This is a genomic window from Pantoea sp. BAV 3049 (genome assembly GCF_009765445.1).
GTDB lineage: Bacteria > Pseudomonadota > Gammaproteobacteria > Enterobacterales > Enterobacteriaceae > Erwinia.
Genome location: NZ_WHOY01000031.1, coordinates 329,403 through 350,320 on the forward strand (window position 1 = coordinate 329,403; position 20,918 = coordinate 350,320).

At 55.9% G+C, this 20,918-nt stretch carries 20 protein-coding genes and 1 pseudogene; 7 read left to right on the forward strand and 14 right to left on the reverse strand.

Going from position 1 to position 20,918, the window contains the following annotated elements:
* From livG to GSQ70_RS02365, 4 genes are all read right to left on the reverse strand, one after another.
* Entirely contained in the window at positions 1-768 is a 768-nt protein-coding gene (livG, locus tag GSQ70_RS02350; protein WP_158780767.1) for a high-affinity branched-chain amino acid ABC transporter ATP-binding protein LivG, read from the reverse strand.
* Positions 765-2,039: a high-affinity branched-chain amino acid ABC transporter permease LivM gene (locus tag GSQ70_RS02355; protein ID WP_158780768.1), complete on the reverse strand. Its 1,275-nt coding sequence runs from the start codon at positions 2,037-2,039 to the stop codon at positions 765-767. The genes livG and GSQ70_RS02355 overlap by 4 nt, the downstream gene beginning before the upstream one ends.
* Positions 2,036-2,962, reverse strand: coding sequence for a high-affinity branched-chain amino acid ABC transporter permease LivH (livH, locus tag GSQ70_RS02360; RefSeq protein WP_158780769.1), 927 nt, complete (start codon positions 2,960-2,962; stop codon positions 2,036-2,038). The genes GSQ70_RS02355 and livH overlap by 4 nt, the downstream gene beginning before the upstream one ends.
* Positions 2,963-3,050: 88 nt before the next feature.
* Positions 3,051-4,166, reverse strand: coding sequence for a branched-chain amino acid ABC transporter substrate-binding protein (locus GSQ70_RS02365; protein ID WP_158780770.1), 1,116 nt, complete (start codon positions 4,164-4,166; stop codon positions 3,051-3,053).
* A 385-nt stretch (positions 4,167-4,551) separates the two neighbouring features.
* On the opposite strand from GSQ70_RS02365, the gene panM reads away from it, so the two are divergent.
* Positions 4,552-4,947 carry an aspartate 1-decarboxylase autocleavage activator PanM gene (gene panM / locus GSQ70_RS02370; protein ID WP_158780772.1) on the forward strand — a complete coding sequence of 132 codons (396 nt, stop codon included), beginning with the start codon at positions 4,552-4,554 and terminating at the stop codon, positions 4,945-4,947.
* 128 nt (positions 4,948-5,075) lie between these two features.
* Here panM and rpoH read toward each other — a convergent pair whose 3' ends face one another.
* The 4 genes from rpoH to ftsY all read right to left on the reverse strand — a co-directional run bounded on the left by rpoH (position 5,076) and on the right by ftsY (position 9,364).
* Positions 5,076-5,930, reverse strand: a complete 855-nt coding sequence (rpoH, locus tag GSQ70_RS02375; RefSeq protein WP_158780774.1) for an RNA polymerase sigma factor RpoH — start codon at positions 5,928-5,930, stop codon at positions 5,076-5,078.
* Positions 5,931-6,193: 263 nt separating this feature from the next.
* A complete protein-coding gene (gene ftsX, locus GSQ70_RS02380; RefSeq protein WP_158780776.1) occupies positions 6,194-7,183 on the reverse strand; it encodes a permease-like cell division protein FtsX in 990 nt (329 codons plus the stop codon).
* Positions 7,173-7,841, reverse strand: coding sequence for a cell division ATP-binding protein FtsE (gene ftsE, locus GSQ70_RS02385; protein ID WP_158780783.1), 669 nt, complete (start codon positions 7,839-7,841; stop codon positions 7,173-7,175). Before ftsE ends, ftsX begins: the two co-directional genes overlap by 11 nt.
* Positions 7,842-7,846: 5 nt before the next feature.
* Positions 7,847-9,364 (reverse strand): signal recognition particle-docking protein FtsY, encoded by a 1,518-nt coding sequence (gene ftsY, locus GSQ70_RS02390; protein ID WP_158780786.1) that lies wholly within the window; start codon positions 9,362-9,364, stop codon positions 7,847-7,849.
* Positions 9,365-9,529: 165 nt separating this feature from the next.
* On the opposite strand from ftsY, the gene rsmD reads away from it, so the two are divergent.
* Positions 9,530-10,135, forward strand: coding sequence for a 16S rRNA (guanine(966)-N(2))-methyltransferase (rsmD, locus tag GSQ70_RS02395; RefSeq protein WP_158780788.1), 606 nt, complete (start codon positions 9,530-9,532; stop codon positions 10,133-10,135).
* Complete coding sequence (locus GSQ70_RS02400; protein WP_158780790.1) at positions 10,125-10,394, forward strand: DUF1145 family protein; 270 nt, start codon at positions 10,125-10,127, stop codon at positions 10,392-10,394. The genes rsmD and GSQ70_RS02400 overlap by 11 nt, the downstream gene beginning before the upstream one ends.
* Before the next feature lie 60 nt (positions 10,395-10,454).
* On the opposite strand, the gene GSQ70_RS02405 is transcribed toward GSQ70_RS02400, so the two are convergent.
* Positions 10,455-10,811 (reverse strand): DUF2500 domain-containing protein, encoded by a 357-nt coding sequence (locus GSQ70_RS02405; RefSeq protein WP_158780792.1) that lies wholly within the window; start codon positions 10,809-10,811, stop codon positions 10,455-10,457.
* 140 nt (positions 10,812-10,951) lie between these two features.
* On the opposite strand from GSQ70_RS02405, the gene GSQ70_RS02410 reads away from it, so the two are divergent.
* Positions 10,952-11,578, forward strand: a complete 627-nt coding sequence (locus GSQ70_RS02410; RefSeq protein WP_158780793.1) for a lysoplasmalogenase — start codon at positions 10,952-10,954, stop codon at positions 11,576-11,578.
* Positions 11,579-11,669: 91 nt separating this feature from the next.
* Complete coding sequence (locus GSQ70_RS02415) at positions 11,670-13,943, forward strand: zinc/cadmium/mercury/lead-transporting ATPase (RefSeq protein WP_158780795.1); 2,274 nt, start codon at positions 11,670-11,672, stop codon at positions 13,941-13,943.
* Here GSQ70_RS02415 and tusA read toward each other — a convergent pair.
* Positions 13,940-14,185 (reverse strand): sulfurtransferase TusA, encoded by a 246-nt coding sequence (gene tusA / locus GSQ70_RS02420; protein WP_158780797.1) that lies wholly within the window; start codon positions 14,183-14,185, stop codon positions 13,940-13,942. The two genes, GSQ70_RS02415 and tusA, sit on opposite strands and share 4 nt — an antisense overlap.
* Before the next feature lie 266 nt (positions 14,186-14,451).
* On the opposite strand from tusA, the gene GSQ70_RS02425 reads away from it, so the two are divergent.
* Both GSQ70_RS02425 and GSQ70_RS02430 read left to right on the forward strand, forming a co-directional pair.
* Positions 14,452-15,117, forward strand: a complete 666-nt coding sequence (locus tag GSQ70_RS02425; RefSeq protein ID WP_158780799.1) for a 7-cyano-7-deazaguanine/7-aminomethyl-7-deazaguanine transporter — start codon at positions 14,452-14,454, stop codon at positions 15,115-15,117.
* Between the two features lie 97 nt (positions 15,118-15,214).
* A complete protein-coding gene (locus GSQ70_RS02430) occupies positions 15,215-15,772 on the forward strand; it encodes a DcrB family lipoprotein (RefSeq protein ID WP_158780801.1) in 558 nt (185 codons plus the stop codon).
* Between the two features lie 112 nt (positions 15,773-15,884).
* Here the strand turns inward: GSQ70_RS02430 and iolE are convergent, their stop codons facing one another.
* From iolE to iolD, 4 genes and pseudogenes are all read right to left on the reverse strand, one after another.
* Entirely contained in the window at positions 15,885-16,781 is an 897-nt protein-coding gene (gene iolE, locus GSQ70_RS02435; protein ID WP_158780803.1) for a myo-inosose-2 dehydratase, read from the reverse strand.
* A gap of 25 nt (positions 16,782-16,806) precedes the next feature.
* A complete protein-coding gene (locus GSQ70_RS02440) occupies positions 16,807-17,691 on the reverse strand; it encodes a sugar phosphate isomerase/epimerase family protein (RefSeq protein WP_158780805.1) in 885 nt (294 codons plus the stop codon).
* A 60-nt stretch (positions 17,692-17,751) separates the two neighbouring features.
* Positions 17,752-18,765, reverse strand: coding sequence for a Gfo/Idh/MocA family protein (locus tag GSQ70_RS02445; RefSeq protein ID WP_158780807.1), 1,014 nt, complete (start codon positions 18,763-18,765; stop codon positions 17,752-17,754).
* A 105-nt stretch (positions 18,766-18,870) separates the two neighbouring features.
* A pseudogene (iolD, locus tag GSQ70_RS02450) lies at positions 18,871-20,815 on the reverse strand (3D-(3,5/4)-trihydroxycyclohexane-1,2-dione acylhydrolase (decyclizing)).
* Between the last annotated feature and the right edge of the window lie 103 nt (positions 20,816-20,918).

Consider the following 20,918-nt stretch of genomic DNA (forward strand, 5'->3'; position numbering starts at 1 on the left):
TTATGCTTCTCCTAAATAGGCGCGGATCACATCCGGATTATTGCGGATCTCTTCCGGCGTGCCATTGGCCAGCGGTGTTCCCTGATTAACCACATAGATGCGGTCAGAAATGCCCATTACCAGTTTCATATCGTGTTCAATCAACAGTACCGAGACTTTACGCTCGCCTCTGAGCTCAGCAATCAGCTCATCCAGCTCGTGCGTCTCTTTCGGATTCAGCCCCGCCGCCGGTTCATCCAGCATCAGGATTTCCGGACGGGTTACCATGCAGCGGGCAATTTCCAGACGGCGCTGCTGGCCATAGGCCAGATTCCCCGCCTGACGGTTTGCCAGTTCAAGCAGTCCAACACGCTGCAGCCAGCTGGAGGCACTGTCAAGCGCTTCGCTTTCAGCTTTACGGAAGGCAGGCGTCTTCAGCAGTCCGGCAAACACGCCGCTTTTCAGGTGCTGATGCTGGGCAACCAGCAAATTTTCAATCACCGTCATTTCACGGAACAGGCGAACATGCTGGAAGGTCCGCACAATGCCCATCCGCGCAATCTTCTGCCCCGGCAGACCGGCCAGCTGCTGATCCCGCAGCTTGATACTGCCGCCCGTCGGACGATAAAAACCGGTCAGACAGTTAAACACCGTGGTTTTGCCCGCGCCGTTCGGCCCGATCAGCGAAACGATCTCCTGCGGGCGCAGCTCCAGCTCAACGTTGTTCACGGCAAGCAGGCCGCCAAAGCGCATCATCAGGCCATTCACGGCCAGTAAAGGCTGGGTCATGGCTGCTCTCCTTTTTCCACACTCTTCAGCTTCAGGTGCGGGCGCTTCATCGGCAGCAGGCCCTGTGGCCGCCAGATCATCATCAGTACCATCAGACCACCGAGTACCAGCATGCTGTACTCGTTAAGGTCGCGCATCAGTTCGCGGGAAACCACCAGCAGCACGGCAGCGAGGATCACCGCAAACTGCGATCCCATCCCGCCCAGCACCACAATCGCCAGTACAAAGGCCGACTCGGCAAAGGTAAAGGATTCCGGGCTGACAAAACCCTGACGCGCGGCAAACAGGCTACCGGCAAAGCCCGCAAAGGCGGCGCTGATAGTGAATGCGGTCAGTTTGATGCGGGTCGGGCTCAGGCCCAACGAGCGGCAGGCGATTTCATCTTCGCGCAGCGCTTCCCAGGCGCGGCCCAGCGGCATACGCAGCAGGCGGTTGATGACAAACAGCGTCACAATCACCAGCAGCAGCGCGACCATATAAAGGAAAATAATGCGGTCGCTGGGGTCATATTTCAGCCCGAAGAAATTACTGAAGGTATCCCAGCCACCATCGCGAACGCTGCGGCTAAACTCCAGGCCAAACAGCGACGGTTTCGGGATCTGGCTGATGCCGTTCGGGCCTCCGGTGATCTCCGTGTTATTGAGCAGCAGGATACGGACGATTTCGCCGAAGCCCAGCGTCACAATCGCCAGATAGTCACCGCGCAGGCGCAGTACCGGGAACCCCAGCAGCAGGCCAAACATCGCCGCCACCAGACCGGCCAGCGGCAGACATTCCCAGAAGCTCAGGCCATAGTAGTGGTTCAGCAAGGCGAAGGTGTAAGCGCCGATGGCATAAAAACCGCCGTAACCCAGTACCAGCAGGCCGGACAGGCCGACAACCACGTTCAGGCCGAGGCCCAGCATCACGTAGATCAGCGTCAGCGTGGCGATATCGACCGTACCGCGAGAGACCAGAAACGGCCATGCCACGGCAGCGATAATCAACACCAGAAACAGCAGTTTTTGCTTTGGTGTGGAGCCGTCGATCCCCGGCAGAACAAACGCCGGGCCAGACATTTTTTTCATTCCGTGCTGGAATAAAGGGCGCAGCAGCTGGAAGAAGAACACCACGGCACAGCCGACAGCAATCCAGTTCCAGCGAACGCTTCCGGCATTGTTCACCACCAGATGGGTGCCATCCAGATTCAGGCGCATGCCCATAAAGAACGCCGCCAGCACCAGCAGCATCACCGCTGAAGCAAGGGCATTAAGCAGGTTGAGGTGTTTCATACTTTCTCCACCTCCGGACGACCGAGAATACCGGTTGGCATCACCAGCAGCACCACAATCAGCAGCGCAAAAGAGACCACGTCTTTGTATTCAGTGCTCAAATAAGCAGAAGTCAGCGCTTCAGCAATGCCGAGGATCAGACCGCCAAGCATCGCGCCCGGAATACTGCCGATGCCGCCCAGTACCGCGGCAGTAAAGGCTTTCATCCCGGCCATAAAGCCAATATACGGATTAATTACACCGTAGAACTGGCCAAGCAGTACACCCGCCACCGCCGCCATTGCGGCACCAATCACAAAGGTCAGTGAGATTACGCGGTCAGTATTGATGCCCAGCAGGCTGGCCATCTTCAGATCTTCAGCACAGGCACGACAGGCGCGGCCCATGCGGGAATAGCGGATAAACAGCGTCAGTGCCAGCATGGCGAGGAAGGTCACCACCCAAATCACCACCTGCATGGTGGAAATTGTCGCAGCAAAGCCATTGCTGACGCCCAGCGTCCACTGCCCGGTAATCAGGCTGGGCAAGGCCAGGTCACGTGAGCCCTGAGTCAGGCTGACGTAGTTTTGCAGGAATATTGACATGCCAATGGCGGAGATCAGCGCAATCAGACGCTTGGAGGAACGGACCGGCTTGTAGGCCACGCGCTCAATGCTCCAGCCGTAGGCGCTGGCAATCACGATGGCGACAATAAACCCGGCGCCAATCAGCATCCAGCTGACGTCGATGCCCATCATCATCAGTGCGGCAATCACAATAAAGGAGACATAGCTGCCGATCATATACACCTCGCCGTGGGCGAAGTTGATCATGCCAATAATGCCGTACACCATGGTGTAACCGATGGCGATCAGCGCATAGGTGCTGCCCAACGTCACGCCGTTGAACATCTGCTGCAGAAAATAGAGGAACTGCTCGGACATATCCGTACCTTACTTCTTTCCACCCTGGTGGTGGGAATGAGGCTTATTATTGCATCGGGCGACGTAAACGCCGCCCGGACTGGCTTTATTATTTCACCGCAGTGGAAGAGCCGTCGGCATGCCATTTGAAGATGCCGAACTCGAACCCTTTCAGGTCGCCTTTGGCATCCCAGCTCAGGTCACCCATCACTGTAGGTACCGGCGCGCCCTCTTTCAGGTTTTTAGCGATGTCCTCTGGCTCAGCACTTTTGCTGCGCTCCATACCGGTAGTCAGTGACTGCAGCGCAGCATAGGTGGTCCAGACGAACGGGCCGGTCGGGTCCAGTTTCTTCGCTTTCAGCGAGTCCACGATGGGCTGGTTAGCAGGAACCTGGTCATAACGCTTCGGCAGCGTCACCAGCATGCCTTCAGAGGCAGCACCGGCAATGTTGGACAGCGAGGAGTTACCCACGCCTTCCGGGCCCATAAACTGGGTTTTCAGACCGGCGGCACGGGACTGACGCAGGATCTGGCCCATTTCCGGGTAGTAACCCCCGAAGTAGACGAAATCGACGTTCTCTTTCTTCAGGCGCGCCACCAGGGTGGAAAAATCTTTATCGCCTGCGGTGATACCTTCAAACATCACCACGTTGCCGCCAGATTTTTTCAGGCTGTCCTGGACGGAACGCGCCAGGCCTTCACCGTACTGCTGTTTGTCGTGGATCACGGCAATACGCTGCGGTTTGATTTCACTGAGGATATATTTCGCCGCCGTTGGCCCCTGATCTGAATCCAGACCGGTGGTGCGCATAATCATTTTATAACCGCGGGTGGTCAGATCGGCGTTAGTGGCCGCTGGCGTGATCATCAGCACGCCCTCATCTTCATAGATATCAGAAGCAGGCTGGGTGGAAGAGGAGCAGAGGTGACCGATAACATAGCGAATGCCGTCGTTGATCACCTTGTTGGCGACCGCGACCGCCTGTTTTGGATCGCAGGCATCGTCATATTCCACGCCAACCAGCTTATCGCCATTCACGCCGCCTTTGGCGTTGATGTCGGCAATAGCCTGCTTCGCACCGGTGAACTCCATGTCGCCATACTGCGCAACCGGGCCGGACATGGCGCCAACAATGGCGACTTTAATGTCTTTTGCCACGGCAGCATGGCTCAGCGCCATTGCCACGCAGCCTGCCAGGAACGCGCTACCTTTACTGATTTTCATCCTGAGTACCCCATCTGTTGTATTTGCACTTTTATTCAACGGTATCCCGCAGAAAACGCTTTGGTTATAAAGAGTTAGCGGAATAATTCGTCATTTTTAGGAATAAGGCTTTAAAATTCAGGTTATTAAACAGGAGTTTTCTTCTGTAAATCAACTGACACATTGATAAACACCCGCCCCGCGCAGGATAAATCACTGGCATTAAAGCTGGCTTTAATGCTGACAATCCAGCGGGTTATGCTGGATAAATGGCGACCAGTTAGTGTTAACACTTAAGTTTTAACACGCATTGCACAGATTGCTTCGTTTTCGTACAAAAAAAGTTCTGAGTCCGTCTTTGAGCGAATTCGCTACAATATCCCTTTGTTCCAGGCAGGTATCACACATGAAGCTCACTATCATCAGATTGAAACACTTATCCGCGCAGGATCGCCTCGACCTGGCAAAAATCTGGCCTGAGGCCGATTTGGCTGCGCTGGAAATGAGGCTGGACGAACATCACCAGCTGTATGCCGCGAAATTCAACGATCGGCTGCTGGCTGCCGTCAGGGCGACGATCAAGGGAACGCACGGAGAGCTTGAAGAGTTTATGGTGCGCGAGGTCACGCGCCGCCGTGGAGTGGGGAAATATCTGCTGGAAGAGGTGCTGGCACAGAATAAAGCGATCGCTCAATGGTGGATTGCCGACGCGGGTTTCAGCGACCGGGAGGCGGCTGCGGCTTTTATGCAGTCAGTGAGTTTTATTGCGCAGGTGGGCGGTTGGGGCTGGCTGCAGAAGTAAGCGGAAGCCCTGTTCTGCAAAGTGTCTGAGCGGGGTAGCGCTGGCCTGGCAGCGGCGCACAGTCATTTATCCGGGCGCAGAAAACAGAAAGGGCGACCCAAAGTCGCCCTGTTCTCTACACTGCAGTGTTACGCTTCGATAGCGACACGCAGTTTTTTCATCGCGTTCTTTTCCAGCTGACGCACACGCTCCGCGGAAACGCCGTATTTATCGGCCAGCTCCTGCAGCGTGGTTTTGTTGTCATCGTCCAGCCAGCGGGCACGGATTATGTCCTGGCTGCGCTCGTCCAGTCCCTGCATCGCGTCGCTCAGCTTATCTGCAGCGTGGGATTCCCAGTTGTCTTCCTCTATGCCACCGGCAAAGTCAGACGACTTATCCTGCAGATACAGCATCGGCGCCATTGAACGCCCTTCGCCTTCATCATCCGGCGTCGGGTCAAAGGTCATGTCCTGAGCCGCCATACGCGACTCCATCTCCAGCACGTCTTTGCTGGTGACGCCCAGCTCGCGGGCCACCATTTCCACTTCATCCTGGTTGAACCAGCCTAAACGCTGCTTGGCTTTACGCAGGTTAAAGAACAGTTTGCGCTGAGCCTTGGTGGTAGCGACCTTCACGATACGCCAGTTACGCAAAACGTATTCGTGGATCTCGGCTTTAATCCAGTGCACGGCGAAAGAAACCAGACGCACGCCCACTTCCGGGTTAAAACGACGCACGGCTTTCATCAGGCCAATGTTACCTTCCTGAATCAGGTCAGCCTGCGGCAAGCCGTAGCCGGAGTAGTTACGGGCGACATGAACAACAAAGCGCAGGTGAGACAGGATCAGCGTCTTAGCTGCTTCCAGATCGCCCTGGTAATGCAGCCGTTCAGCCAGCGCTTTTTCCTCTTCTGCCGTCAGCATAGGCCAGGCATTGGCCGCCCGGATATAGGAATCCAGGTTGCCCAAAGGAGCAATAGCTAAAGTTTGCATTTCTTTGGTCATTCAAACCCTCTCTGTAATAAGCAATGTTGCTGCGCATTTCCCTGCGCGATTCACAAGACTACGTGAATGACGGGGAGAAATGAAAGCAATCTGTGCTACTTCGACTGCAAAGTTATCCACAAGTTCACTTTCACCGGTGTATATTTTACACACATTCTCGGCCAGGGGAGTATGGCCGGGGGAAGTGACAAAATGATGACTTCCTCTGCGGCACAACCTTCATGCAACAGAGGAATATTATATCAAAAAAACGTGTGAAGGGGTTACTGCGGCGTAAATCGACGTAAATGTTGCACCGTCGCCAGCCAGGCTGCAATCCAGCCAATCATGGCGGAGATCAGCAGCAGCAGCAGGCTCTCATCCCACGCCAGCCCACGGAGGCTGAAGGTGGTGCCAAATACCGCCGCAACCTGCGTCACCACAGATTCCAGACGGAACACCAGTACTTCGGACAGCACCAGCGACAACAGCGCACCGGTAAAGCCCAACAGCGCACCGCCGTAAAGGAATGGGCGCAGGATAAACCCATCCGTTGCACCAATCAGCTTCTGCACGTTGATAGTGTCGCGGCGAGCAAAGATGCTGAGCCGCACGCTGTTACCGATCACCAGGAACACCGCTACAATCATCAACACGCCGATCATCGCAGCCACCTGCCCGACCAGCCCGGTCAGCGCCGCCAGGCGGGCGAACCAGCTGTCATCCATCTTCACTTCATCCACGCCCTGCGTCTTCGCCACGCGATCGCGCAGGTTGTTCATGGTGTCGGAATTCTGGAAGTTGAGCTTCGGCGTGATAATGGCCACGGCTGGCAGCGGATTCTGCTCCAGCATATCCATTGCACCACCAAAGCCGGACCAGTTGCGGAACTCGCCCATCGCTTCTTCGCGTGACAGGTAGTTCACCTTATCCACACCGTCTTCTTTCTTAATCTGCGCCACGACATTTTCTGCCGCATCGTCATCAAGCGTTTTGCTCAGGTAAACGGTCAGTTGGGGTGCCGGATACCACTGCTCCGCCGCCTGGCTGACGTTTTTCCATACCATAAAGCACACGCTCGGCAGCGTCAGAGAGATGGCAATTACCATCACCGTCAGCAGCGTTGCCAGCGGCTGACGCCACATATCGGACAGCGTGCCGCGCAGCGCATAGCGCCACTGCTCCTGCCAGCCGCCCTTCAGCGCTTTGCTTTTGGAAGGCTGTTTTGGCTTCGCGGCTTTCGGCGCGGGCCGGGTATTGCGTTTATTCACCACCCTGGCCTCCGTGCAGACGTCCCTGATTCAGCGTCATCAGACGATAGTTGCGCCGGGCAATCAGGCCCCGGTCGTGAGTTGCCATCAGTACGGTCACTCCCACGCGGTTAAATTCTTCGAACAGCCGCAGAATATCTTCCGACAGCGCATCGTCCAGGTTACCGGTTGGCTCATCTGCCAGCAGTACAGCGGGTTTGTTCACCACCGCCCGGGCAATGCCCACGCGCTGCTGCTCACCGCCGGAAAGCTGGATCGGGAAACTCTTCGCTTTATCCAGCAGGCCGACCTTATCCAGCGCGGCCGATACGCGACGGCGAATATCTTCACCGCTGGCCCCGGCGATAATCAACGGAATCGCCACGTTGTCATACACCGAGCGGTCCATCAACAGGTGATGGTCCTGGAAAATCATGCCAATCTGACGGCGCAGGAAGGGCACTTCCCGGCTTTTCAGGCGACTGATGTCATGCCCGCTGAACCAGATGTGCCCGGCACTCGGGCGTTCGATGCCGCAAATAAGCTTCAGCAGGGTACTTTTCCCTGCCCCGGAATGTCCGGTCAGAAACGCCATTTCTCCCGGTTGCAGATGGAAATCTACCCCCTGAAGCGCTTGCCGACCGCCGAGATAAGCCTTACTGACTTCTTCAAAGCGAATCATCCTAATTAGTCCTCTCGGGCAAAAAGTGCCTCTATAAAATCGTCAGCCTTGAACTGGCGTAAATCTTCAATGCCTTCACCCACGCCGATATAACGGATGGGAATGCCGAACTGGTCAGCGACAGAGAAGATCACTCCGCCTTTGGCGGTGCCGTCCAGCTTGGTCAGCGTGATACCGTTCAGGCCCACAGCTTCGTGGAACAGCTTAGTCTGACTGATGGCGTTTTGTCCGGTGCTGGCATCAATTGTCAGCATCACTTCGTGTGGTGCCTGCTCGTCGAGCTTTTTCATCACGCGGGTAATTTTCTTCAGCTCTTCCATCAGGTGCGATTTGTTCTGCAGACGGCCCGCCGTATCGGCAATCAGCACGTCCACATGGCGGGCCTTCGCCGCCTGAATCGCATCGAAGATGACCGAAGCAGAATCGGCCCCCGTATGCTGGGCAATCACCGGAATGTTGTTGCGCTGACCCCAGACCTGCAGCTGCTCAACCGCAGCGGCACGGAAGGTATCCCCGGCGGCCAGCATCACGGATTTGCCCTCAGCCTGATACTGACGGGCAAGCTTACCGATGGTGGTGGTTTTACCCACACCGTTGACGCCAACCATCAGGATCACGAACGGCGTTTTGCCGGTCACATCCAGCGGTTGATCAACCTTAGCCAGGATTTCTGACATTTCCTGCTTAAGCAGGCCATACAGCGCCTCAGCATCGCGCAGCTGCTTGCGGTTTGCCTGATTGGTCAGGTTAGAGATAATGCGGCGGGTGGTTTCCACGCCGACGTCAGCAATCAGCAGCTGTTCCTCCAGCTCTTCAAACAGATCGTCGTCGATCTTTTTACCGCGGAACAATCCGATAAATCCGGAACCGAGGTTCTGGCGCGTTTTGACCAGGCTGCGTTTCAGACGGGCGAAGAAGCCCTCCTTAGTCGGACGCTCCTGCTCTGCCGTTTCGTGAGTCTGTTCGACCTTAGCTAGTGCCGCAGCAACCGACTCTTCCTGCTCAATCAGCTCGGGTTCGGCTGCTGTTGAGGCCAGCGCGATTGCTTCGAGCTCTTCCGGCAGGATCTCTGCCTCTTCTTCCGGATCTGGTTGAACTTCAGCAACCTCTTCAGGCAGCAGCTCTTCTTCCGGCTCCGGATGAACTTCGGCGACCTCTTCAGGCAACAGCTCTTCTTCCGGCTCCGGTTTAATTACGGTGGTTTCTTCTGGCAGTGGCTCGTCCAGCGGCTGGAAGGCTGGCACTTCTTGCGGTTGACGTGCTTCATTCAGCCCGGTCGTCACTTCGGCTTCCGGCTCTTCGGCTCCAGCAACCTGGTGCCGTTCTACCTGCTGATGAGCCACAGATTCAGTGACTTCAACGAGGTCTTCGGCGCGCTGCTCTGCCTGCGATTCAGCGGGCGTGGCGGCATCAGTAACGGGCTGTTGTTGCTCGGACGTCTCTTTTGTCTCTTCCTGAGGCGTTGGTTCTTCACGCCCTAATCCCAGCCAGGAAAAAAAGCCACGTTTTTTATTTTTTGCCATGGTACAACCACACTCCTCGCGGGGAAAAATCGGTCAGGTCTCTGAAAATCATCTTAATCCCCTAGTCTAACACTTTCCTGCTAACGCAACACAGCACCCTTTTTACGTTTCCTCCGCCCGGTAAGCCCGTTAAACTGTGCAACAAATTATGAAGAGTTCAGTAGCATGACTAAAAAACCCCGCAGCGGCGGCGCCGGACAAATCCGCATTATTGGCGGTCTGTGGCGCGGCAGAAAACTCCCGGTTCCTGACAGCGCCGGACTGAGACCCACCACCGATCGCGTCCGGGAAACGCTGTTCAACTGGCTGGCCCCGGATATTCAGGGCGCGCGCTGCCTGGATTGCTTTGCCGGCAGCGGCGCACTGGGGCTGGAAGCGCTGTCACGCCATGCCGCTTCGGCAACCTTGCTGGAACTTGAGCGGCCGGTAGCCCAACAGCTGGAGAAGAATCTCGCTACGCTCGGCGCGAAAACCGGACGGGTAGTGAACACCAATACGCTGCAATTTCTGGCGCAGGCAGGCGAACCTCACGATCTGGTTTTTATCGATCCGCCGTTCCGCAAAGGCCTGTTAGAACAAACTATTGAGCAGCTGGAATCTGGCGGCTGGCTGGCGGATAAAGCGCTGGTCTACGTGGAAAGCGAAGTGGAAAATGGCATGCCGCCCGTACCGGTCAGCTGGCAGCTTCACCGGGAAAAGATAGCCGGACAGGTGGCATTTCGCCTGTATGTTCGTCACACCTCAGGAAAGGGAGAGAACGATGCTGATTAATCTTGGAAGGTTATTAATGGCGTGCGTCTGGGCTTTTTTATTGTTCAATCTGATCCATCCGTACCCCAAACCGCTGAAATACTTTATTGATGTGGCGCTGTTTTTCATGGTGATCATGCACGGCCTGCAGCTGGTGCTGATGCGTGCCACACAGCCCAAAGAGGGACCGAAACTGAGTGGCCTTACCCAGACCAAAATCTTCTTCTTCGGCGTATTTGAGCTACTGGCCTGGCAAAAAAAATATCTGCCAAAACAGTAAATTTTTGGCAAAGCCAGCCGAAAAAGCGTGGAACCCGCCGCACTTTTTCGGCGAGCTTTCTTACTGCTGTACCGGACCGAACGATATAAACCGCGTGCCCTGCACTTTCAGTTCACCCTTCGCCCCTTTATCGATCTGGTTATAGTCCTTTTCTTTAAGGATCAGCTTGAAGTCCCCTGCACCGTTCAACGGATGGAACCAGGCTTCATAGCGCATATCTTCCACAGGGATCACTTCGCGCTGGCGTGAGCGGCGATTTGGCATCGGCGTTTCGCGCTTGGCTTTGACTTCCGCAGGCATCGATCGCACCGGTGAAGCATCATTGACGGCAACTTCCCGGCGTTGCTTGATAAACTGACGTGTGGCCAGCACGGCGATGACAGCAAGTACGATCAAAAATATCAGTGGTGGCTTCATACTTTCGTTGTTACTCCTTATCAGGCAATTTCAAAGCCAAAAGCATACAACCAGAGGCCTCCCATTGTCACATCGTCGCAGCCTGGCCTAAACTGAATTCGGAATTGTGGAGTTTTGCATCTAAAACAAAGGGACACATTATGATTTGGTCGTTTCTGGCGGTACTTTTTTCCGGCTGGCTGTATGTGGATGCCTCCTATCGCGGGCCACAGTGGCAGCGCTGGGTTTTTAAACCGGTCACATTACTGCTGCTTCTTGCCTGGGCCTGGCAGGCTCCGGTGCTGAACACCACCGACTATCTGATCCTGTTTGGTCTGCTGGCAACGCTGATTGGTGATGCGCTGACGCTGCTGCCAAACCGGCGCATGCTGTATGCCATCGGTGCCTTCTTCCTTTCGCACCTGTTGTACACCATCTGTTTTGCCAGCCATATGACCCTGACCTTCTTCTGGCCAATCCCGCTGGTGCTGGTGATCATCGGCGTGTTGTTGATCGCCACCATCTGGAGCAGGCTGGAAGATCTGCGCTGGCCGATTTGTACGTTTATCGGTATGACGCTGCTGATGGTCTGGCTGACCGCAGAACAGTATTTCTTCCGCCCGACGGCTTACAGCTTCTCGCTGATGATCGGCACTTCGCTGCTGCTGTTGGCTAATATTGTCTGGTTTGCCAGCCACTATCGCCGTCGCTTTACCTCAGACAGCGCGATTGTTGCCGCCTGCTACTTTGCAGGTCACTTTATGATTGTGCGTTCGCTGTATCTTTAACCTCCAGATCAGACTTGACTCTGGAGTGGACTCCAGAGTGTAAGATAGGCAAACGGCGGGAACATTTTCCGCCGTCGTCTAAGGAGGCTTCATGCACCAGCACTCTTCGTCCTGCAATTGTGGTCATTGCCACGCTGACAGCCAGCCCGGCTGCAGTGGAAAAACTCGCCCGGTTATCAGCAAAATTACGTCCATCAGCGCGCCTTCAGGGGAAAGCGGCTGCTGCAGTGAAGCCGGCTGCGGTTCCGGCGACAGTCCCGATGAGGAAAGTGACAGCACCGGATCAGTGCCTGGTTACAGCTGGCAGATTGCCGGGATGGACTGCCCGAGCTGCGCCAGAAAGATTGAAAACGCGGTCAGTCAGCTGCCCTCGGTCACTCAGGCCCGGGTGCTGTTTGCCACTGAAAAACTGGTGGTGAACGCCAGCCAGGACATCCGCCAGCAGGTCGAACTTGCCGTGCAGAAAGCGGGATTCAGCCTTACGCACAGCGATACTTCTCAGCCTGCAGAACCGGCACCCGGTTTCTGGCAGGAGAATGGCACCCTGCTGGTGCTGGTCGTGTTGATGCTGGCCAGCTGGCTGCTACAACAGGTCAGCCCGCTTGCCGGACAAATCGCCTTTACTGTCACCACGCTGTTTGGTGCGTGGCCGGTTGCCTGCAGCGCACTGCGCCTGATGAGAAGCGGAACCCCTTTTGCCATAGAGACACTGATGACGGTCGCCGCCATCGGTGCCCTGTGTATCGGAGCAACCGCTGAAGCCGCAATGGTGCTGCTGCTGTATATGCTGGGTGAAAGACTTGAGTCCTATGCCGCTGGTCGTGCTCGCCGGGGCGTCACCGCACTGATGGCGCTGAAACCAGAAGTCGCAGTTCGCCTCAAGGGAGAGACGCGCGAGACGGTGGCACTGAGCGAGCTGCGCCCTGGCGATATTATTGAAGTTGCGCCAGGTTCCCGCCTGCCCGCGGATGCAAGCCTGGAATCACCGTGGGCCAGCTTTGATGAAAGCGCGCTGACTGGCGAATCAGTACCGGTGGAACGCCAGCAGGGCGAGGTGATTGCCGCTGGCAGCCTCAGCGTTGAACACCAGGTCAGACTGAAAGTGGTTTCCCGTCCTGGCGAAAGCGCTATCGACCGTATTCTGCATCTGATTGAAGAAGCTGAAGCGCATCGCGCGCCGGTTGAGCGCTTCCTCGACCGCTTCAGCCGTATTTACACGCCGGTGATTATGGCGCTGGCGCTGCTGGTAGCGGTAATCCCGCCTCTGCTGTTGGGTGGCGAATGGCAACCGTGGATTTATAAAGGCCTGTCTCTGCTGCTGATTGGATGCCCTTGTGCGCTGGTGATCTCCACTCCGGCAGCAATCACCTCTGGTCTTGCCGCCGCATCCAGAAGAGGCGTGCTGATCAAGGGCGGTGCCGCGCTGGAAAGCCTGAACGCTGTTCGTACGCTGGCGTTCGATAAAACTGGCACGCTGACCGAAGGGAAACCGCAGGTGACCGCCATAGTCAGTCTGAACGGGGAAAACGAAACAGAGCTGCTGGCTAAAGCGGCGGCCGTGGAAGGCGGGTCCTCGCATCCTCTGGCTAAGGCCATTGTTGCGCTTGCAGACTCCCGGCAACTGACAGTGTCTCAAGCCAGTGCTCAGCGAGCGCTGCCTGGTAGCGGCGTTGAAGCGATAGTAAGTGGTCACAAACTTTTAATCAGCGCCCCGGCAAGAGTACCGGAAAACTGTCTGAGTGCCGGGCAGTCTGCGCAGGTTGAAGAGCTTGAATCAGCCGGGAATACCGTGGTGATCCTGCTGCAGGATGCCCGTCCAGTGGGGCTGATTGGCCTGCGGGATACACTGCGGGCGGGTGCCGTTGAAGCCCTGCGGGAACTGCGGGCGCTGAACGTTCAGGCAGTCATGCTGACAGGAGATAATCCTCGTGCCGCCGCGGCCATTGCCAGCGAGCTGGGGATGGATTACCGCGCAGGCTTGCTGCCCGCAGATAAGGTTGCGGCGATTAGCGAACTGAATCAACAAAACCCGGTAGCAATGGTCGGGGACGGCATCAACGATGCGCCAGCGATGAAAGCCGCCACGGCGGGGATAGCAATGGGCAGCGGCAGCGACGTGGCGCTGGAAACAGCAGATGCAGCGCTGACGCATAACCGCCTGAACGGGCTGGCAACGATGATTCGTCTGTCACGGGCGACTCACGCCAATATCCGGCAGAACATCACGCTGGCTTTAGGGCTGAAGGGAGTGTTTCTGGTAACCACCCTTCTGGGGATCACCGGCCTGTGGCTGGCGGTACTGGCGGATTCCGGCGCCACGGCGTTAGTAACCGCTAACGCCCTGAGACTGCTGCGTAAGCGTTAAAGCCCTTTCTTCAGCAGATAACGGTAAGGCATGGCGTCGATTGCCTGGGCCACCAGCGTATGTTCCATAAAGCGGCAGAAGCCGGGGATGTCGCGGGTGGTTGCCGGGTCATCGGCGATAATTAACAGCGTTTCGCCGTCCTGCATATGGCGCACGGCTTTACGCACCATCATTACCGGCTCCGGGCAGCGCAACCCCTGAGCATCCAGGGTCTGGTCAGGGTTGGCGAACAGATCGCTCATAACATTCTCAACAAGGCAGGAAAACTGCGGCCATTTTACCCACAGCATCAGTATGTGCAAGCGGTGCTATCCATCAAAGCATTAGCGGACACTAACCTGACTATCAACGCTGGCTTTTACTCAGTCAGCGGGCTCCACCGACGATAACGTTTGCGCTAAAATTAACCATTGCATTAGCAAGCTGTTTCGGTAAGATGCCGCGCAATCGCTCAGGCGAGAAATATTTTTTGGGTTCCCTCACCCCAATATTCAAAAAGGTCACATTGATGATTTCTTTCTCTTCCCGTCAGCGCACGCATGCGTTGATCTGGCTGTCGTTATTTCACGTGCTGGTGATCACCTCCAGTAACTATCTGGTGCAGCTGCCGGTCTCTGTATTTGGACTGCATACCACCTGGGGCGCGTTCAGCTTTCCGTTTATTTTCCTCGCTACCGATTTAACCGTGCGGATTTTTGGCGCGCCGCTGGCCCGTCGCATCATTCTGGCGGTGATGATCCCGGCCCTGGTGATCTCCTATGCAATTTCCGCCCTGTTCTATCAGGGGGAATGGCAGGGGTTTGCCGCGCTGGAAAACGTTAACCTGTTTGTCGCCCGTATCGCCTGCGCCAGCTTTATGGCCTATGCGCTGGGACAGATCCTGGATGTGCACGTGTTTAACCGCCTGCGCAAGCTGCCACAGTGGTGGATTGCGCCTGCTTCTGCGATGTTCCTGGGCAATATCAGCGATACGCTGGCCTTCTTCTTTATCGCTTTCTATAAAAGCCCTGACCTGTTTATGGCGCAGAACTGGGTGGAGATCGCCCTGGTGGATTACAGCTTCAAGGTAATTATCTGCATGATTTTCTTCCTGCCAGCCTACGGCGTGCTGTTGAATGCCACCCTGAAGCGTCTGGCGGAAAAATCCAGCCACACTCAGATGAACTTCGGCTAAGCTGCATTCTGTCACAGAGTGTCGGTTGCTTTTGCCAGCTGAATACTATTTTATGAGTGGCTGTAACAGGCACACGACTAACGTAAAAGGGATCATGATGCGTAACTTACTGAAATATGCCGGTATCGGTTTACTGGTGGTTGGACTGACCGCCTGCGACGGCAAAAATGACAAAGCCGCAGCCGATGACAATGGCACCAGCAGCAGCCAGAGTAGCCAGAACGTGACCCTGCTGGACGGCAAGCTGACCTTCTCACTGCCCGCGGGCATGTCGGATCAGAGTGGCAAGCTGGGCACTCAGGCCAATAATATGCACGTCTACGCGGATGCAACCGGACAGAAAGCGATTATCGTCATTGAGGGTGACAGCACCACCGAAGGGCTGGACGTGCTGTCCCAGCGTCTGGAACAGCAGCAGCGCAACCGCGATCCGCAGCTGCAGGTCGTGACCAATAAATCCGTACAGCTGAAGGGCCAGCAGGTACAGCAACTGGACACCGTGATTTCTGCCAAGAACCAGTCTTCCTGGTCTTCTGTGGTGCTGGCGAAGGTTGACGGCAAATTGCTGACCCTGCAGATCACGCTGCCAGCGGACAATCAGCAGCAGTCGCAGACTGAAGCGGAAAACATCATCAATAGCATCACGCTGAAATAACCTTTTCGCGGTGAAATATTAAAAGCCCCGGTCATAACGACAGGGGCTTTTTTCATCTGGCCGGGATACTGACCAGCTTTCACATACAACCGAAAAGCTTGCGAGATTTGCACTACAGGCCAGCATGCTCGCGAATATACTTCCGCGCTTTTACCGCGTATTCAAAGGGATTGGCCAGCGCCGGATCCTGCTCGGCTTCCACCACCATCCAGCCTTGATAGCCTGATTCATCCAGCAGCTTAAAGACTGGCATAAAGTCGATCACTCCGTCACCCGGCACGGTGAAGGTGCCTTTTTTCACGCCTTCGAGGAAAGAAAGCCTCTGGCTTTTGACCTGTGTTACCACCTCATCGCGCACATCCTTCAGGTGAACGTGATTGATACGCGGCAGGTACTTTTGCAGGAGCGCCAGCATCTTCGCCTGGCTGCCCTCGGAGTAATAAGCATGGCCGGTATCAAACAGCAGACAGACATCGTCATGGGTCAGCTGCATAAACCGGTCGATCTCTTCGGTGGTCTGGATCGCCGTGCCCATATGGTGATGCAGGCAAACCTGCATCCCCTTTTCCGCAGCCAGCTTCGCCAGCTCGTTGTAACCTTCCGCCGTCAGACGCCACTCTTCATCGGTGAAATACGGCTTCTCTTCCAGCACCGCCAGCGCAGTACCCTGAATGCTTTTACTCTGCTCGGAACACCCAATCACTTTTGCCCCCATGGCGTGCAGGAAGTCACGGTGATTGATGAATTCATCGATGGTTTTCGCCTTGTCGCCGTCAGCAAAAAAGGTGCTGAACCAGGCATTGCAGATCTGGATGCCGCGAATTTCCAGCATCGGTTTCAGCACCGCCGGATCGCGCGGGTATTTGCTGCCGACTTCACTTCCGGTAAACCCGGCCAGTGCCATTTCACTGACAATCTGCTGAAAGGTGTTTTCTCCGCCCAGCTCCGGCATATCATCATTGGTCCAGCCAATCGGGGCGATGGCCAGCTTCACGTTGTTTTTGTTCATCTTCGTGCCTCAACTCATCAATAAGTCAGCGGTTCAGCAGCTCGCGTTCAATCAGCTCGCGAGTGTCCACAGCCTGATGCTTCATTTTTTCCGGATAGCCAAACAGCGAAGAGGCAATGATTGACTCACCGCCAACCTTGTAAGTACGGTTGGCGAAATCCATCTCCCGAAGTGTCTGGAACAGCGTCGGGAAATCGACCTCGCCCTCGCCAACGCCCACGTGCTGGTGAATGGTGGCATCCACACCCGGCGGGTTAACAATGTAGCGACAGTGCTTGGTGTGATTCATGGTATCGGCGATCAGCACGTGTGACAGATCGCCGCCTGCGTATTCCAGCATGCCTTTAACATCTCCTTTGCCTTTGTCATAAAAGAAGGTGTGCGGCACGCTGTACAGATACTTGACGTTCTCACTGCGAAACGATTTCACCAGATCGGCGGTTTCGTTGCTCTCTTCACAGAAATCCCACGGATGTGACTGAATTTCGATGCGGAGCCCCTCACGTTCGATGATCGGCAGCAGCTCTTCCATCGAGCGGTAGAACATCTCTTCGCAGATTTCCGGCTCGTTTGGCGTACCGGAAAGCTCGGTGTTGATCACCTGCACGCCGGTTTCCACCGCAATCTCAATCATGCGCTTCCAGTTACGCACTGCAGCCTGACGACGGGCCTCATCCGGGCCTGACCAGCGGTACACCACGATATAGGAGGAGATCTCCAGCCCGGTTTCGCGCAGCGCGTTTTTGTACTCGGCGATGATCTCCCGGCTCGCTTTCGGGTGTTTGTAGAACGGGTTGATCTGTGGATGCGGTGACTGCTCAATATACCTGTAGCCCCAGTCGGCAACCTGGTGGACCATTTTGGTGATGCCCAGGTCTTTGATGACATCCACATCAAAGGCAATTTTCATCGTTGTCTCCCTGACAGGTTGGTCGGCACTTCCCCCCGAATGGGTGTAGGGAAGCAGGGACTATTTGTTGTAAAATGCAGGACGCGGTGGCAACTCAACGGCTTCAATCGCCCCACTTTCCTGCGCCTTCAGGCAGGCATCTGCCGCTACCGAGGCCGCAAAACCGTCCCAGGCAGATCGCCCCTGTAACTGACCCGCCGTCACATCATTGATAAAGGCCTGCAGTTCAACATCGTAGGCATCAATAAAGCGGTCTTTCCAGTCGGTAAGGATGGTCGTGGACAGCTTCGCGTCCTTACGCATCTGTACCGAGGCCGGTTCAGGCAACTTCGCAATACCGGTTTCCCCCACCACTTCACACTGAATGTCGTAGCCGTAAGCACAGTTAACGAAGATCTCCACGTCGATACGGGTGCCCTTCTGCGTTTCAAACAGCACGACTTGAGGGTCACGCAGTCTGGCATGGGTTTTATTCGTGGAACGGGGGAACACTATCTGCACGGTTTTATAGTCGTCGTCGGTCAGCCAGCGCAGGACATCCAGCTCGTGGATCAACGTGTTAGTGATCGCCATATCGGTGGTGTAGTTTTCCGGTACTGTCGGGTTACGGTGCGCGCAATGCAGCATCAGCGGTTCGCCGATTTCGCCGTTAACGATCACCTGCTTCAGGGCACGATAGCCCGCATCGTAAGGGCGCATAAAGCCGACCTGCACCAGACGTTTACCATAAGCAATTTCCGCATCCACGATGCGACGGCAACCTTCTGCGCTCATTGCCAGGGGCTTTTCACAGAACACCGGTTTACCCGCGGCAATAGCCGCCAGAGTGAATTCTTCATGGGTGGGATCCCAGGAGGTCACCAGCAGCGCATCCACGTCCTGCGAGCGGATCACATCGTGGCCGTTGGCATACACTTCGGCATCCAGCCCTAAACGACTGACCACACCTTTCGCGCCGTCAACGTTGATATCGGAAACCGCGACTACCTTCGCGCCCTGCAGCACTTTGCTGCAACGACGGATATGTTCCTGACCGATCGCACCGGTGCCGATTACGCCAAGTTTCAGAGTCATAAGAGTTCCTTAATGTGTAGGGTTCCGCCCGGAGCGCCATCCCTGCCATTTATCTGCTGACAGTGTGCTGGCGTCCCGGACGCTAAGGTAAAAGAGTGGGGGAAACTAGTATTTACGGGCCTGGTCGATATGCTCATTGAGCATGCGGGCCACCGCGTCCACACGTACGGACCCGGAAACCTGCGCACCACCCACACGCCACCAACTGAAATATTTGTGCACCATGGTTTTCGGCAGCACTTTGACATCAATAAGCGTGGAGACCGGCGACTGACGCGCTTCTTCCAGCGCCTGCTTAAGTTCTTCAAGCGTGGTGACGCGCCAGGTTGTGCAGCCATAGCCGGCCGCAATCGCGGCAAAATCCACCGGTACAAACCCTCCGTTCAGCTTGCCGCTTTCAACATTACGGAAGCGGAATTCGGTGGTGAAGCTGTCCATGCCGTGTTCCATCTGCAGGTTGTTGATACAACCGTTGGTCATGTTATCGAACAGGATCACATTTATTTTGGCGTTCTCCTGGATCGAGGTCACCAGCTCGGAGTGCAGCATCATAAAGAAAGGAGCCATCGCCGACCAGGGTGTAGACCTCACGGTGCGGTTCGGCCAGCTTGACCCCCAGCGAGGCGCCCACTTCATACCCCATGCAGGAGTAGCCGTACTCAACGTGATAACTGTTGTAATCTTTGGTGCGCCAGACACGCTGCAGATCGCCCGGCAGGCTACCCGCCGCAGCGACGATTACCGAGTCCTTTGGGAGGTTTTCATTCAGCGTGCCCAGCACGCTGCTCTGGGTCAGGAATGAGTCGGTCAGGCGGTTAAATTCGGCGTACACCGCCTCACGATCCAGATGATCGTCAATCTCAGGTATAAAACCGTCATTGCTGTATACTGCCTGGTAAACGCGCTGGGTTTCCTTCAACAGTTTGCTCTGCGCCTGCGACACTTTTTCACCCCAGCCGCTGGAGAAGCCTTGTGCCGTCAGCCGCTCGTCCAGCGCAGTCAGAGCTTCGCGGGCATCGGCCACCACCTGCACAGCATCCAGCTTGTAAGCATCAAAATTACTGACGTTGATATTGAGGTAGCTGACGTCTTCGTTATGGAAAATCCATTTAGATGCGGTGGTGAAGTCGGTGTAGCGGGTGCCAACGCCTATCACCAAATCGGCCTCTTTCGCCAGAAGGTTAGCCGCCAGGCAACCCGTTTCGCCCACGCCGCCAACGTTCAGCGGATGATCGGAGACGATTGTGCCTTTGCCCGCCTGAGTTTCAGCAAACGGGATCTGATGCCGCTCGGCAAACTGGCGCAGCGCCTCGCTCGCCCCGGAGTATTTCACCCCACCTCCGCAAACGATCAGCGGTTTACGTTTACCGGCAATCAGCTTCAGGGCGGCAGCCAGCTGCGCTTCCGTTGGCAGACGGCGATCCAACAGATGGATACGCTTCTGGAAGAAATAATCCGGATAATCATAGGCTTCACCCTGCACATCCTGCGGCAGGGAAATTGTCACCGCACCGGTTTCCGCCGGATCGGTCAGAACACGCATGGCATTAATGCAGGCGGTCATCAGCTGTTCCGGACGGCTAATTCTGTCCCAGTATTTGCTGACGGCGCGGAAGGCATCGTTGGTGCTGATGCTGAGATCGTGACTCTGTTCGATCTGCTGCAGCACCGGATCTGGCTGGCGGGTCGCGAAAACGTCGCCCGGCAGCAGTAATAAAGGGATGCGGTTTGCAGAGGCCGTCCCGGCTGCGGTGATCATATTGGCAGCGCCAGGCCCCACGGATGAGGTGCAGGCGATGATTTCACGGCGCAGCTTTTGTTTGGCATAACCAATGGCAGCATGGGCCATGCCCTGCTCATTACGCCCCTGATGCACCACCAGATCGCCGCTCTCCTGTTCCAGCGCCTGGCCGAGCCCCAGCACGTTGCCGTGGCCAAAGATGGCAAAAATCCCCTTAACAAACTTGGTTTCCACGCCATCTACCGACAGATACTGGTTGTCCAAAAATCTGACCAGGGCCTGTGCCGTGGTTAATCTGATCTTAGCCATTTGATCTTCCTTAGCGTTACAGCGGTGGACCTGGGCCAGCCGCAATTCGCATGTGTGGTCGCCACGGTCGGCAGTAAATCGGCGACGGCTGTAAGTGAAACGT

Bases quoted from the DNA above. Each gene is read 5' to 3' on its own strand.
- ftsY (WP_158780786.1), bottom strand. From the start codon at position 9,364: ATGGCAAAAAATAAAAAACGTGGCTTTTTTTCCTGGCTGGGATTAGGG.
- rpoH (WP_158780774.1), bottom strand. From the start codon at position 5,930: ATGACCAAAGAAATGCAAACTTTAGCTATTGCTCCTTTGGGCAACCTG.
- GSQ70_RS02410 (WP_158780793.1), top strand. From the start codon at position 10,952: ATGATTTGGTCGTTTCTGGCGGTACTTTTTTCCGGCTGGCTGTATGTG.
- GSQ70_RS02355 (WP_158780768.1), bottom strand. From the start codon at position 2,039: ATGAAACACCTCAACCTGCTTAATGCCCTTGCTTCAGCGGTGATGCTG.
- GSQ70_RS02365 (WP_158780770.1), bottom strand. From the start codon at position 4,166: ATGAAAATCAGTAAAGGTAGCGCGTTCCTGGCAGGCTGCGTGGCAATG.
- GSQ70_RS02430 (WP_158780801.1), top strand. From the start codon at position 15,215: ATGCGTAACTTACTGAAATATGCCGGTATCGGTTTACTGGTGGTTGGA.
- GSQ70_RS02445 (WP_158780807.1), bottom strand. From the start codon at position 18,765: ATGACTCTGAAACTTGGCGTAATCGGCACCGGTGCGATCGGTCAGGAA.
- GSQ70_RS02405 (WP_158780792.1), bottom strand. From the start codon at position 10,811: ATGAAGCCACCACTGATATTTTTGATCGTACTTGCTGTCATCGCCGTG.
- panM (WP_158780772.1), top strand. From the start codon at position 4,552: ATGAAGCTCACTATCATCAGATTGAAACACTTATCCGCGCAGGATCGC.
- rsmD (WP_158780788.1), top strand. From the start codon at position 9,530: ATGACTAAAAAACCCCGCAGCGGCGGCGCCGGACAAATCCGCATTATT.
- livG (WP_158780767.1), bottom strand. From the start codon at position 768: ATGACCCAGCCTTTACTGGCCGTGAATGGCCTGATGATGCGCTTTGGC.
- GSQ70_RS02425 (WP_158780799.1), top strand. From the start codon at position 14,452: ATGATTTCTTTCTCTTCCCGTCAGCGCACGCATGCGTTGATCTGGCTG.
- GSQ70_RS02400 (WP_158780790.1), top strand. From the start codon at position 10,125: ATGCTGATTAATCTTGGAAGGTTATTAATGGCGTGCGTCTGGGCTTTT.
- ftsE (WP_158780783.1), bottom strand. From the start codon at position 7,841: ATGATTCGCTTTGAAGAAGTCAGTAAGGCTTATCTCGGCGGTCGGCAA.
- tusA (WP_158780797.1), bottom strand. From the start codon at position 14,185: ATGAGCGATCTGTTCGCCAACCCTGACCAGACCCTGGATGCTCAGGGG.
- GSQ70_RS02440 (WP_158780805.1), bottom strand. From the start codon at position 17,691: ATGAAAATTGCCTTTGATGTGGATGTCATCAAAGACCTGGGCATCACC.
- iolE (WP_158780803.1), bottom strand. From the start codon at position 16,781: ATGAACAAAAACAACGTGAAGCTGGCCATCGCCCCGATTGGCTGGACC.
- GSQ70_RS02415 (WP_158780795.1), top strand. From the start codon at position 11,670: ATGCACCAGCACTCTTCGTCCTGCAATTGTGGTCATTGCCACGCTGAC.
- livH (WP_158780769.1), bottom strand. From the start codon at position 2,962: ATGTCCGAGCAGTTCCTCTATTTTCTGCAGCAGATGTTCAACGGCGTG.